The organism is Candidatus Methanoperedens sp. BLZ2 (genome assembly GCF_002487355.1).
Lineage (GTDB): Archaea > Halobacteriota > Methanosarcinia > Methanosarcinales > Methanoperedenaceae > Methanoperedens.
This window is the reverse complement of sequence record NZ_NTMG01000007.1, coordinates 1-14,705: the sequence shown is the minus strand read 5'-3', so window position 1 is coordinate 14,705 and position 14,705 is coordinate 1. Positions and strand designations below refer to the sequence as shown.

Annotated in this window: 10 protein-coding genes; 3 read left to right on the top strand and 7 right to left on the bottom strand. The window is 34.4% G+C overall.

The window, feature by feature from the left end; all coding sequences use genetic code 11:
* A partial coding sequence (locus CL181_RS00445) for a glycosyltransferase family 2 protein (protein ID WP_097297284.1) occupies positions 1-1,841 on the bottom strand: 1,841 nt, incomplete at its 3' end.
* 37 nt (positions 1,842-1,878) lie between these two features.
* Positions 1,879-3,333 (bottom strand): MOP flippase family protein, encoded by a 1,455-nt coding sequence (locus CL181_RS00440; RefSeq protein WP_097297283.1) that lies wholly within the window; start codon positions 3,331-3,333, stop codon positions 1,879-1,881.
* A gap of 199 nt (positions 3,334-3,532) precedes the next feature.
* Between CL181_RS00440 and CL181_RS00435 the strand changes: the two genes are divergently transcribed.
* Together CL181_RS00435 and CL181_RS00430 are read left to right on the top strand one after the other, a co-directional pair.
* Complete coding sequence (locus CL181_RS00435) at positions 3,533-4,795, top strand: alginate lyase family protein (protein ID WP_097297282.1); 1,263 nt, start codon at positions 3,533-3,535, stop codon at positions 4,793-4,795.
* Between the two features lie 12 nt (positions 4,796-4,807).
* Positions 4,808-5,908: a glycosyltransferase gene (locus CL181_RS00430; RefSeq protein ID WP_097297281.1), complete on the top strand. Its 1,101-nt coding sequence runs from the start codon at positions 4,808-4,810 to the stop codon at positions 5,906-5,908.
* Here the strand turns inward: CL181_RS00430 and asnB are convergent.
* Both asnB and CL181_RS00420 read right to left on the bottom strand, forming a co-directional pair.
* Complete coding sequence (asnB, locus tag CL181_RS00425; protein WP_097297280.1) at positions 5,845-7,797, bottom strand: asparagine synthase (glutamine-hydrolyzing); 1,953 nt, start codon at positions 7,795-7,797, stop codon at positions 5,845-5,847. The two genes, CL181_RS00430 and asnB, sit on opposite strands and share 64 nt — an antisense overlap.
* A gap of 110 nt (positions 7,798-7,907) precedes the next feature.
* Entirely contained in the window at positions 7,908-9,131 is a 1,224-nt protein-coding gene (locus CL181_RS00420) for an acyltransferase (RefSeq protein ID WP_097297279.1), read from the bottom strand.
* Positions 9,132-9,390: 259 nt separating this feature from the next.
* On the opposite strand from CL181_RS00420, the gene CL181_RS00415 reads away from it, so the two are divergent.
* Positions 9,391-12,036, top strand: a complete 2,646-nt coding sequence (locus CL181_RS00415) for a carbohydrate binding domain-containing protein (RefSeq protein WP_097297278.1) — start codon at positions 9,391-9,393, stop codon at positions 12,034-12,036.
* Positions 12,037-12,078: 42 nt separating this feature from the next.
* Here CL181_RS00415 and CL181_RS00410 read toward each other — a convergent pair whose 3' ends face one another.
* The 3 genes from CL181_RS00410 to CL181_RS00400 are packed head-to-tail and all read right to left on the bottom strand — an operon-like array spanning position 12,079 to position 14,545.
* A complete protein-coding gene (locus CL181_RS00410; RefSeq protein WP_097297277.1) occupies positions 12,079-12,792 on the bottom strand; it encodes a bifunctional 2-polyprenyl-6-hydroxyphenol methylase/3-demethylubiquinol 3-O-methyltransferase UbiG in 714 nt (237 codons plus the stop codon).
* Between the two features lie 27 nt (positions 12,793-12,819).
* Positions 12,820-13,818, bottom strand: coding sequence for a radical SAM protein (locus tag CL181_RS00405; RefSeq protein WP_097297276.1), 999 nt, complete (start codon positions 13,816-13,818; stop codon positions 12,820-12,822).
* A 13-nt stretch (positions 13,819-13,831) separates the two neighbouring features.
* Positions 13,832-14,545 (bottom strand): bifunctional 2-polyprenyl-6-hydroxyphenol methylase/3-demethylubiquinol 3-O-methyltransferase UbiG, encoded by a 714-nt coding sequence (locus CL181_RS00400; protein WP_097297275.1) that lies wholly within the window; start codon positions 14,543-14,545, stop codon positions 13,832-13,834.
* Between the last annotated feature and the right edge of the window lie 160 nt (positions 14,546-14,705).

Genomic DNA, 14,705 nt, shown 5'->3' with positions numbered 1-14,705 from the left:
AATTTTATATTTCTATTGAATATGAATACTTTAATTATGCCCAATGCATACGGAATTGAGAAAAAAACAATAAAAAATATATCATATAAATTATAATTTATATATTCAATTGTTCTTGGTGTAGGTTTACCACCAAGCATTGCCCTTGTAATCCCAGAGTAATACATTCTTTTGCACATCCATTTGAACTTTGTTCTTTCTATAGGTATTTGATGCCAAACGATGGCATTAGGATTATATATTATCTTCAAGTTTTTCTTCTTGATCCGCCTGCAAAAATCAATTTCTTCGCCACATAATAGATTCTCCTTTCTCCTTCCTATATGTGTTAGAAAATTCTGATCTTTAATTAAACTTTTCTTAATTGCAAAATTTCCTCCAAAAATATGATCGACTTCTTTTAAATCGTTACCCATATCAAATAATGAATAAAAGCCCTGAGCAATGGAGGAGTTGAAAAATATTTTATTTGGTTTCACCATCCATTTTGGAAGGACTTTTCCCCCAACGATCGCAACATTTTCGGAAAAGGAAATGGAAATGTTTTCTGCCCAATTTACATCAACTATACAGTCGGTATCCGTAAATGCAACGATGTTTTTCTTAGAGGCTCTAATACCTTCATTTCGAGCTTCAGACAGTCCTTTCGGGGATGTATAAACATATCTTATTTTATCAGTATTTATCCTATGACAAAATTTCTTTATATCTTCCTTTTTCGAACTGTCTATTATTATGATTTCATTTATTTTTTCTTGAGATAATAATGAGTTCAGGCATTGATCTACAAGATTAATAGGATCATCATAAGTCGAAACAATTACGCTAATTTTATCAATATCCATTATTATCTCCTCTTTAGCTCGAGTAAAATTGTTGGTAATGAAATTTTTTTGAATATTTCCAATCAAATATCCAAAAATTACAGCTAATGTTGTTAAAAAAAGTAATAAGAAATAATTCATTCGATTTATATTAAAAAAATTCTTAGACATTGAAAATACTACTAATTTGAGATAATTTTGTTCATGATAAAAAACTTTTTTTTGTGCAAAGTTAAATCGGACAACCTGACCAAGTTCATATTTTAATAAGCCTTCTGAATAAGATCTTTGAAGTAAATAGCCTAATTTTGTTCTTTCTTTAGATACATTATGATAAACGAGAATTTCAGGATCATATAATACATTATTTTGATTTTTCAGGAAAAGTCTAATGCCAAAAAGAGTATCCTCCATTTTCCAGTTTCTTCCATCAAACATTTTCTCAAACTGTATCTCACTGAATACCGCTTTTCTCACAGCCATGTTCGCTGATATAACATTTCTTACAAACTGTTTCTTGACAGGATGCCCTTTATAACTACAACCTACTACCCATAATATCTCTTCAGGAAGCTTTTGTGCATTTTTTTCGTAAACTGGTATCAGCATCCCGCCGCATGCCGCTATTCCAGGATATTCTGAAAAATCTTTTGCAATAGTTTCCAACCAATTAGAAGAAGCAAAAGCATCGTCATCGATAAATGCAATAATTTCTCCCTTTGCATGTTCTACCCCATGATTTCTTGATACAGAAGGGCCTTCATTATTTTTATTCTCTATTATCGATATTTTAGTTCCTGCCCTTAATTCAGATTCCATCTTATGCTTGAGTTCTTTGTTCCCATCAATGACAATTATTATTTCTAAATTTTTATAATTGTTATTTAAAATCGAATCTATACAATTCATAGTCATTCTAAATCTATTTAATGAGTATGCACAGATAATCACTGATATAAACGGACTTTGAAATTCATTTTTATTTTTCATTGGAATTAATTCCCCCGGATCAAACATACATCAATTATTATAATATCCAAACATAACATAATCTTCACCCTCTTACCTCACGAACCAATATTTTAATTTCATCCATTATATACTTATATAATATTCTTATTGACAATATATATAATAATATTCCAATCAACACAGAACTCAGAAATATATATATTTGTTGTATATTATATACAGTAATATATCTATATAGTGCTATACCTGTCATGACAATTATTGAGCTTGTTGCCGCAGGAATAATTATCTTGATAATTGAACGCATATTTAGACTTATTAATTTATTTGTCACCATTTGAAAAATCAATACCAAAAATATTGTTCCAGCTGTGACAGCGATCGACATTCCTACAATTCCATATTTTGTTCCTATTATGACAGCTACAGGCATAAGAATTATGCCATAAATGTGTTGCTTAAAGGGAAGATCACTTCTACCTTTTGAATACTGTATAGTATTCGCTAAAGTACCAATAGAAATAAAAGCGCTATTGACACAGAATATCTGTATCAATATGATCATAGGAATCCATTTTTCTCCGTAAAAAATTGAAACGAATTCAGGTGCTACTGAAAACAGGCCCGCTAACATCGGAAACGTCATTAAAGAAACATATTTCACTACCCTGAGATATCCATTTCTTAAGTTCTCATCATCATTCTGGATCTTTGAAAATGCAGGAAATGCTACCCTCATAATAGTCCATGAGATGTTCTGTACGGGGAAAGAAGTCAAATTTCTTGCAAGAGTATAATATCCTAATGAAAATGTTCCAAAAAACTTACCAACTATCAAATAGTCAACATTCATGGCTATATATCTTAGAAAATTTCCACCCACGATATTACCTCCAAACGCGAACAGTTCCTTAAAATGTAAGAAATTGAATTGCAATGATGGTCTCCATGCAACTATTTTCCATAATAATAGAACTGAAACAATTGTATTTGAAATGCTTCCGAGAACAATGCTCCATGCACCATAACCGTTAATAGCCAAAAAGATTGAGATAATTCCTGATACTAAAGTCGCACTAACTTCAACAATGGTTATTTTTTTAAAATCAATATTCTTTTCAAGAAGTGCTCTATGAACAATACCCAAAGATCCGATTATCAAACCTGTAGAACTTAAAATCAGTATTGGTCTGACCATATCTACCTGGAAGAAATCTGCGACAAAAGAAGATATAGACACAACAAAAATAAATAGAATTGTGCTCATCATAAAGTTTGCCCAGAATGATGTTGAAAGATGCAATTGACTTACATCTTTTCGTTGAATTATCGCGGCGCTTAATCCAAGTTCATTAATAATTGTAATCAAACCCGTAACAACGGTTGCAATTCCCACAATTCCAAAATCCTGTGGGGACAATAATCTTGCAAGTATTATAAGAACAATAAATTGAAAAATCTGTATTGTAAACTGAGACAGCCAGTTCCACAATATACCAAACACAGTTAAAATTTTGAAATTTTTGTCTTTGTTCATTTTAATGTCAATTTGAGATTATCACTTTAACCATTCATTTGTATTAAAATTTTCTGACTCTATATACTTTTTATTTTATTTATATTATTAAGTTATAGAAGAAATTGTTCAAATTGCATAAGCTATATAAGGTTTCAAAACTCAATAATCATTCTGACACCTTTGACAGGCATTGAATTTCACAAAGCTAAAAATAATCATGAAAAAAAATATAAGCATCAGGAATTCTACGGTTTTAGTTCTGTTCATTGGAATTATGTTTACACTTTATTATGGGGGGATAGTGCCATATAAAGTGGATAATTCAAATGAATCGAATATTAGTATGAATGTAAAGCCTGCACCAATATCAATATCTTCAGGGTATACATCTGATCACCCGGGCATGTATCTTAATTCCAATGAGATAGATGCCATCATAAAAAAAGTAGACTCCGGGCAACAACCGTGGAAAGAGGCATATGACAAATTTATGAATGAAGATGTTCCAGCAGCATTAAATACAAAAATTCAGAGTGTTACTTATGGAGGAAAGGTTCCTCCCAGCGGAGATATACATGATTATTTTTCTGAAACTCCGTATTCAAGTGATGGCGTTTATAACCCGGATGCAGATAGATCTGACTATTACGGAGCTATTGCAGTTGGGAAAGCAGTGAGAAACCTGGGATTGGCGTATGCACTTACAGGAGAGAATAAATATGCAGATAAGGCTGTACAACTTATCAATGCATGGTCTGTCAATCCTGAAACAAGAATGAATCCTAAATTTACAGATTTTAATGGTCAATCATATGTTGAAATCCCTATTACATTGACAGGTATGTTCTATGGGGCTGATTTGATATGGAATTATCAGGGTTGGAATGTTGCCGATAAGAATGTGTTTAAATCCTGGGTTGGAGATATAAGTACCAGCCGTGGAAGATATAAAGAATCCACCCCTACCAATTATGAAAACTGGAAAGTATTGTTTGTCAGCTCATCAGCAGTGATAACAGGTGATAACAATGACATGGATTGGGCATTTCAATATTGGAAGGAACTTGTTCCGATTCAGATGGACGAAAAAGGTCAAATGGTGAATGAACTTCGTAGAACCAGATCTCTTTTCTATTCGCTTTTTTCAATCAATGCGATGACACAAACTGCGGAGATTGCCCGTCATCGCGGTATAGATCTATATAATTATAAAACCGATGATGGAAGAGGACTTGAGTTAGCTTTTGATTTTCATGCTCCATATTTAGCAGGTAAAGAAAATTGGCCGTATCAAGAGATACGTCCGGATCTATTGGAATATGCAACATTTGAACTTGCTTACTCATTTAAACAGAAGCCTTCTTACAAGGATGTTATCGACAAAGCAGGAAGACCTGTGTACGAAGACAGAATAATGGGTCCTGTGACACTTACACATTCTTTCAATTCTTATCCTTTTACTTTTGCTGGCGTCAATTAACGGTGATTAATTTTGAAGATCATATTTATTCCGGATTATAGGCATACGAATTCTTACCAGGGAAATCTTGCAGATTCACTCTCAAAGCAGGGCGCAGAAGTTTGTTTTGGGTTTTTTGGTTTGTTTGCAGTTCTAAGATCAGTATTGAAATTCTGGAAACCAGATATTTTGCATATTCACTGGACATATCCGTATATTTTGGGAGATAGTAAAATTATGACTATTGTTCAGTCAGGGGGATTTATTTGTGAATTGCTACTATTAAAAATATCAGGGATTAGCGTAATATGGACTGTACATAATATAATTGATCATGAAGGGAAATTCAAAAATATTGAGTTGATTTTTAACAAAGTACTGTCCAGGTTGTGCGACAAAATAATTGTTCATTGTAATTATGCAAAAAAAGAGGTTATGAGAGTATATGAAATAAATGGCTCTTCTATTACCGTTATACCCCATGGGAATTATATCGGTTCATACGAAAATATAGTAAGCTGTTCCCTGGCAAGAGAAAGGCTGAAAGTTGATATGAAAGATATTGTGTTTCTACACTTTGGACAAATAAGACCTTACAAAGGTATTATGGAGCTTATCACTGCATTTGAGACGTTGAGCGATCAAAAAGCGAGATTATTGATAGTTGGAAAACCACTCAATGATAAAGTTGCCCTGGATATAATGAATAGATGCAAAAATAATACGCGTATCAAGACTTTTTTTGGTTTTATTCCCGATAATGAAGTCCATGTCTATATGAATGCAGCGGATATCGTTGTACTTCCTTATAAAGATATTTTAACATCAGGTGCAGTTATAATAGCTATGTCTTTTGGCAAGCCAATAATAACAACATCCTCTGGCTGCATAGCAGATACACTGGATGAGAATGGAAGTTTTTTGTACCTGAATACGAAAGGCGGTCTGCTTAAAACGATGCAGAGAGTTTTAAATACTGATAAAGCTAAACTCCAGAGCATGGGTAAACATAATCTTGAATTAGCGCAATGTCTTGGCTGGGATGATATTGGTAAGAAGACATATAATGTCTACAGGGAAACTAAAGGTTGTTTCAAGACAACTCTTTTCCACCAGAGAAGTAAAGAAATATAACGCCATAGAAGATCAGGATTGGATTTTGTTAAAATATCATATTTCTCAAATAGCTGCTCGACATCTACATATGGGCAATTAATAATTTTTACGTTCTTTTCTATAATATGTTTTGATGACTCAAGCCATTCAGATAATGGGAAAGGAAAACCCATTTTATTTATTCTCCAGATAATCTCTCTTGGCAATAAATCTTCCATAGCTTTGCGCAAAATAAATTTATGCCATCCATTGTGTATTAGATATTCTGGTGGCAGTCTAAATGCAAACTCCACTAATCTGTAATCGAGAAATGGCGACCTGGTTTCCATTGGAATGGCAAAATAATTTTTATTCCCATTTCTCAACCAATAGTTCATTAACCATTGTCCCATATTACCAATCATAATCTCATTGAAATTTTTTGGAATATTTCTTTTCTCGACATCGTCGAAGCCTTGAAGGAATGAATTTTCCTTTTTCATCACATATTTTTTCATCGTATTTTTAATTGATGAATTATATGTTAATAATGCAATAAGAGTTGAACGGATTGTACGTATGAATGCTTTAAGATCCTTATCCCCCCAGGAAAAAGATTCTTTAATAAATGCCCAATATTTGCTTTTTCTCAATAAATAATCAAGGTAAGCTTGAAAATAAATATAATCATAGCCAGCGAATATTTCATCTCCTCCATTACCATTGATAATAACCCCAAAACCTTCGGATTTTAATTTTTTTTGAAGCAATTGTTCAATATGAACGACAGGATTATGAAAAGGTTCCTCCATGAGCCAGATATATTCATCCGCATCCTTCCAAAAATCATTGAATGATGGTTCGATCACTCTATAATCTACAAGCTTTCCGCAACTTTTGGCAACCATGCGGGCAAAAGATTCTTCGTTTGCTCCTTTTTGAGGAAATTTTACTGTAAATGAAACCGTGGACCTATTAAGGACTTTTGTATACAGTGCAAGGAGAGTTGATGAGTCCATCCCCCCACTTAAAGCAAAACCTACCGGGATATCAGAACGAAGACGAATTTCCAGGGCATCAACAAGTAAGTTTCGAAGCTGTTTTTTTGCATCGTCAAAAGTAATTTCAGATTGTTCAAATCTTTCTTTTGGGATTGTCCAATAATTATCCATTTGGAAATTTAATGAGTTATCCACAAATGCATAACAAGCTGCCGGAAGAGTATGTATCTCCTCCCAAAATGTGCTATTATCAAGATCTCTCCAAGCATGATTAATATAATCATATATAGCTTGCTTATTTATCGAGAATGTATCCGCACCACAAGCGTGAAGTAACGATTTAATTTCCGAAGACCAATATAAAATGTTGTTTTGGATAGTATAATATAGCGGGTTTTTTCCTATTCGATCACGGGATAATAATAATTTATGTTCTTTCATATCGTAAAGACTTAGCGCCCATGTTCCATTGAACTTCTGGAAACAACCTACACCCCATTCTTTATATGCTTTAACCAGGACCTCGGTATCTGATGATGTTAAGAACTTATGTCCTTTTTGCTCCAATTCATTTCTTAGCTCGATATAATTGTAAATCTCACCATTAAATGAAACACATACAGAACGATCTTCATCCCAGAAGGGTTGATGGCCACCTGGAGTCAAATCTATAATAGCATAACGGCGGTGACCAAAGGCAAGGTTATGACAAACTTTATCTAATGAATACACTGTTTTTAAATTTGATTTAATCGTATCTGAAGTATCGACCCCCGCAGCATCTATGGAAATATTCGAATGAGTGTCTATAAAGACATAACCTTCATCATCGGGTCCACGGTGTCGAATTAGATCGGTCATATTAACGATTCGATTTGCCATTAATTCGGATTTTTTCGGACTATAATATCCTGTGATACCACACATATGATAATTAATAAGATTCCACGGTTATAATCGTTTAGTATTCAAAAATAATGATCTTATTGTTTATCCCTAATAGACATTTTTTATAGGATTTTTGGCTCTAATTTCTGTCAAATTTTATCCTTTTTATCAATTTTTAATAGTTTCTCTCTCAAGACTTTTTTAGCAGGACGCTCAAGAAATCTAAAACTCATCAGAGAGAGCACTATCAAAACAATAAAAAAAATAAGTAATGAATACTTATTATAAAAAAAAGACGCATCCATCCCTGCAAACCCTGCGAGAATCATAAACAATAATATTAAAGGAAAATGTAGAAGATATGATGAATAACTGATATCACCAATAAAAGAAATTCGCTTTCCTAAATGTTCCCTTCGTGTTTCTACAACAACAAGTGTTAGGATAGTAATACCAAATAAAAAGCCATAAAAAAAAGAATCAAAAATCATCTTTACAAAGAACGGTGCGTAATCGTGTCCATTATAAACGAGTAGAGATTGAAAGAACTTTAGAGGCATAGGACCCATAAAATCATATTTTGAATCAAGTACCGCCACACTCCAAGCAAAAATAGTCACAACAGTTAGATGTTTCCACTTTTTTGTTAAATTTTTCCTAATTATTTCTAAATAAATGAGATAAACTATTCCTCCAATAAAGAAAAAGAATACACCCGTTCCAATGCGCTGTTGTGAAAAATCAGGAGCGAATGTCATAAGAATCCAGCCTGATGTGACGAAAAGTAACAACACAGAATTGCGCACCGGTAGTATTCTGCATGCAATGAAGAAGATTAAATAGACTAATATTTCAATTGACACCGTCCATATGGGAGCATTGAAGGAATTATCTTTTTGAAATCCCCAGTTAGATGCCAGGAAAATATTTAACACGAAGTGATAAATATCGTTTGCAGGAAAGACAAAAAAGTCTCCAGTTCGGTAAAACATGTACTGCTGGAATATTAACACAATTAATAGAGTTACGAAATGTAGAGGGTATAATCGTGAAAAGCGCAATACTGAGAAGTTCCATGCACTTATTAACCTATTATTTATATGTCCAGAATATAACCAGTACATAACAAATCCAGACAGGCAAAAAAACAAATCTACTGCAAGCCATCCTCTTTCATAAAAAGGAAAAAAAATTGAATAAAAAGGCTGTGAAGCTGCAATGAGATTTCCAGGTAAAGTACCGGTATAGAAAAAAAATTTCCAATGGAAAAAAACAATTGATAGCGCCGCAAATCCCCTGATGATATCTAGAGAATAAAAATGTTGCTGTTCATGAATATATTTTTTTTTTCTGTGAGTTTCTTCTAATACCATGATAATTTTAGTTTAATATTATAATTGTTTCAAACACCATATCTAATTTGCGATAAGTTACCCTTAGTGCTGCTATTTTCTTGCATATTGTTGTTTTTAGAAACGGATAGTAGTCTTTCATAATGGTACATAGTTCGAAAACAAATATTTTTGAAAGTCCACATCATAATTATTATAATTATTATACTTATTATAATTATTATAACAAAAATATATTATTATAGAAAAACTTAAGTGATTCCAGCGTATATTGGGGTTGATGACACATAACAATACTTGTTTGGTATTATTATTATTTCTTATATTTTTTGTTACTCCAACTGCTGGAAGTGTTTCAACTGTATTACCGATACTATCGAAAACTGCACCCTATGCAGATATTCCAACCCAAGGATCACCAAATTGGGGCGGTATAGACAGAGAATTCCTGCAAGCCGGCCACAATGAGAGGATAAGACAGAATGGAACAATTTACCAGATTCGATTTGCTGTTGTTAATACTTCCGTATTAGAACAGTTTAATTTTACAATATGGAGACAAAACGGAAGCAATTTTGATATGGTGGCCACAACTAATAATTTGATTGATAATATTTCGAATGGAATAAATTTAATAACTTTATCATCACCAATTAATGGAGTACAGGAAGGTGATTTTTATGGCTATCGCATCAAAGCTTCAGAAAATTCATTGTATGCATACTATAATATAAATCATGTGGCGTATTATAAAGACGGAGGGGCCACATCAAAAAAAAATTATGATTGGAAGGGTAATTTTGCAAATAATATTTTCGTAATCGACATATTTATGGAAAAGCCAAATATGGTCTTCATCGGAGATTCGATTATTTCGGGATTTCCAGCCCATCGTTCTTTCATAACTGAAGCAACAACTATTACTGATATACCCTCAACAATTGAAAATCATTGGGGAATAAAAGTTAATAAAAGTTATCAAAATATGGGTTATGCCGCTCAAACAACCTCACAAATCAATAATAGGTTCAATTCAGATGTCATCTCTCTTTCACCTGAGTTTGTTCTAATTGAAGGTGGTGTAAATGATGTAATTAATAATGCCAGTACTCAAGAAATCCTGGTCAATTGGGAATCAATGGTTCAAAAAGCTCATAACAACAACATAACTCCTGTTATTATGTTGATATTGCCATATACGGGTGGTTCAGATCAACAGCTAAACACCATAATGTATATTAACGAACAGCTAATAAATATTTCAAAGAAATATTCGCCTTCACTTGTGGTTGATGCGAGATGCTATGTGGGTTTGAGCAGACCTTCAGGTCCTTCGGGGAATTGCTGGGATATTAAAGCATCTTACACATCAGATGGGCTGCATTATAATTCTGCTGGCCATGAAAGGATTGCGCAAGCCATAAAAGATTCGTTCAATTCGACAAATTCCTCAACTCCCCCCGGCATTACAACCCAGCCATCAAGCCAGACAGTTAATGCAGGCCAGGCTGCAACATTCAGTGTTGTTGCTACCGGGACTGCACCATTAACCTATCAGTGGCAAAAGAACAATGTTAACATAACTGGTGCTGTCAGTCCAATGTACACTACCCCTGCAACTATCCTGTCAGATAGTGGTTCGACTTATCGAGTCATCGTGACAAATTCAGCAGGAAGCACAACGAGCAATGCAGCAACGTTAACTGTCAATCCAGCGACCGCAATTAATCTAATAATAAACCCCGGATTTGAATCAGGAACTGCTTCATGGTTGTTCTATACGAATGGAGTTGGAACTTTCAGTCCCTTCTCTCCGGGTTATGGAGGAAGCAGTAATGCAGCAAAGCTTGCTTTTATCAGTATTGGCACGAGTATGCAGTTATATCAGACAGGGGTAACCCTGGAACCGAATACCCGTTATCGGTTAAGTTTTGCTGCATACTCTACAAAGGGACATGATCTGAAGGTGAATTTAATCAAGCACGTTGCACCATTTACAAACTACGGTTTGTATCAGCCGATTAATCTTGGCACGAGCTGGCAGTCCTTCACAATCGAATTTACCACGAGCGGTTTTGTGGGTACGGTGAGGGATGGGCGGTTACAGTTCTGGTTTGCCGGCACAGGCTTTGCGGCTGCAGGAGACATCTACTACATAGATGATGTTCGATTGGAAAAGGTAATTTCCGCCACAGTACCGCCAACCATTACAACCCAGCCATCAAGCCAGAGTGTTAATGCAGGTCAGATCGCAAGTTTCAGTGTTGTAGCTACCGGGACTGCACCATTAACATATCAGTGGCAAAAGAACAGTGTTAACATAGCAGGTGCTGTCAGTCCAATGTACACTACCCCTGCAACTATCCTGTCAGATAGTGGTTCGACTTATCGAGTTATCGTGACAAACTCAGCAGGAAGCACAACGAGCACTGCAGCAACGTTAACTGTCAATCCAGCGACCGCAATTAATCTAATAATAAACCCCGGATTTGAATCAGGAACTGCTTCATGGCTGTTCTATACGAATGGAGTTGGAACTTTCAGTCCCTCCCCTCCGGGTTATGGAGGAAGCAGTAATGCAGCAAAGCTTGCTTTTATCAGTATTGGCACGAATATGCAGTTATATCAGACAGGAGTAAACCTGGAACCGAATACCCGTTATCGGTTAAGTTTTGCTGCATACTCTACAAAGGGACATGATCTGAAGGTGAATTTGATCAAGCACGTTGCACCATTTACAAACTACGGTTTGTATCAGCCGATTAATCTTGGCACGAGCTGGCAGTCCTTCACAATCGAATTTACCACGAGCGGTTTCGCGGGTACGGTGAGGGATGGACGGTTACAGTTCTGGTTTGCCGGCACAGGCTTTGCGGCTGCGGGAGACATCTACTATATTGATAACATGGAACTGGAGAAAGTATAATAAAAGATCATTAAGGCTTTGGGACAAATTATTCCTTATTTATTAATTATGTGATTCTTTTTTCTTTTTAAATGTAATCAACATATATCGGGCAAATAAAGATGGATAAATCATTGTCAATAACTCATATACCTGTTTTATAGGGGAAATTCTAAAAAATCCAGGATAAAGTGAACTAACCCATAATCCTGAATGACCTTCAACTTTTTTAGCCTCTAATCCATATTTTTTTCCAAATTCTTTTAAACTGTGTACCGTAAGAAATCTAATATGTAATATATCAGAAGGGGTATTTTCTAAGTAAGGAAGTCTACCAAACAGTAACCATAATCTGAATCTCCAATGTCCAATGTTGGGCACAATTACTATGAACTTTCCATCATCTCTTAAAACTTTAACCCCTTCTTTAATAGTATTTTCTGGAAAAAAATAATGTTCGATCATTGAGTTACTAACAACTATGTCGAATTTCGATGAGTAAAAAGACGATGGTAATGGTTGGGTATCTATATCCACTTTAAAAGTTTTTCGTATACCTCTTGATATTGCCTTCTCAAGAGAGACGTTTGATATGTCTGTAACTGTTATGTCAGCACCTTTTTCCGCTATCTTTTTTGCCAGAAGACTTGCCCCACAATTGATTTCAAGAACATCATTTCCCGGTTCAATTTGTCTAAGTATCATATCCAATCTGTCATAATCTACCGAATCTTCTTTGTTTGTCCAGTAATCATCATAATATTTTTCAAGGTCCATAACGATCTCCCTTTTTTAGTTACTTATTTATGCTTTTTCTTTTTTCTTGTCCTGTGGAATATTTCCCCAGGAAGAGAATATTGCAGGTTTCCACCAGCGACATTCATTACAATTTCTGCATGATGGAACATCCTCTAAATCTGAATTAATATGTTTTCTTCTTAATTCCTGCATTCCAGGGCCATTCCAGATTTTCATGACACCATCTTTAACATTTCCCAGAGGATACACAGCATCAAAATCTCTTTCGCAGCATACGAGAGTACCATCCCAGTAAATATATGCATGATACCAGAGATTTGGACAATGAGGTCGATTATTTGCCTCAATAACTTCATTTCTTTCATTTATATTTAATTGATTTATTTCGGATATCTGGCCCCCCCACGTATCCAGAGGTTTCAAATTAATCTTATCGACTCCCTCAATTGACCATTTCTTTTTGAAATTCTCTATATCACTATTAGTTTCTTTCATAATAACTGTCTGGAGATTTACAAAAGGTTTCTTACTTTGTGTAGCTCTTTTTATCTTGAGAAAATCCTCTACATTTTTTACTGATTTTTCGTAATCTCCATTCTTCCTGATAGATTCATATGTTTCCTTGGTTACTCCATCAATACAAAGATAGATCATAGACAAACCAGAATCTATTATTTTTTTATCAATATCTTCATTCAGTAAACTTGTGTTTGTTGAGAATTCTGTTCTTACACCGTAATTTCCACAATATTTAATAATATCAAATATTCTTGGATGGAGCAGCGATTCGCCCCAGCTATGAAGTACTATAGTATCTACATGAGATGCCATCTCATCTATAATATTTTTGCACAGGCGATAATCTATAAACCCCCTTTCTCGTTTCATTAATCCTCTCCCGTTCGGACACATTATACATTGGAAATTACAATGGTTCGTCAACTCTAAATATAATCTGTCAGGATAGAAAGAAAGTTCTGTTCTATTTTGATTATAATAGATATATTTTTTAATATGTCCAATTTTCCGTACTATGTTTTTCATACTCGATCTCTTATTATATTTGTGATTCTTTTTTCTTTTCAAAAGTAATTAACATATATCTAGAAAATAAGGATGGATAGATCATTGTCAATAACTCATATATCTGTTTTACAGGAGGGATGACAAATAACTTCGAATAAAGTGAGCCGGCCCATAATCCTGGATGACCTTCCACTTTTTCAGGTTCTAATCCAAATTTTTTTCCTAATTCTTTCAAACTATGCACGGTAAGAAATCTTAAATGCAACATATCAGTGGGAGTCCCTTCTAAATAAGGAAATCTGCCAAATAATAACCATAATCTGAATTTCCAATGCCCAATATTCGACACCATTGCAAAAAATTTTCCCCCATCCTTTAAAACTTTTGCTCCCTCTCTTAGAGTATTTTCCGGGAAAAAACAATGTTCGATCATTGAGCTACTTACAATTATATCAAATTTCGATGACTCAAAAGATGATGGTAATGGTTGAGTGTCAATATCCACTTTAAATGTTTTTTTTATGCCTTTTGATCTTGCTCTCTCAAGAGCAATGTTTGATAAGTCTGTAACTGTTATATCTGCACCTTTCTTCGCTATTTTTTCTGCGAGAATACTTAATCCGCAATTGATTTCAAGAACCTTTTTTCCAGATTCGATGCGTCTGACTATCATATTTAATCTGCTATGATCTACAGTTTCCCCTATGTTAGTCCAGTACTCATCATAAAATTTTTCCAAGTCCATAACTATCCTCTTTCTTTAATCACCATATAAAACTCTTTTCCAGTCATTTTGAATTTAGCTTATCTATTTATTATATGTTAAGGATTTCTGAGTGAACTACCCCACCCTTTCGGGCTGGGGCTTCCTACGAGTCCTCGCAACCCGTGAGGGGAACTTACGT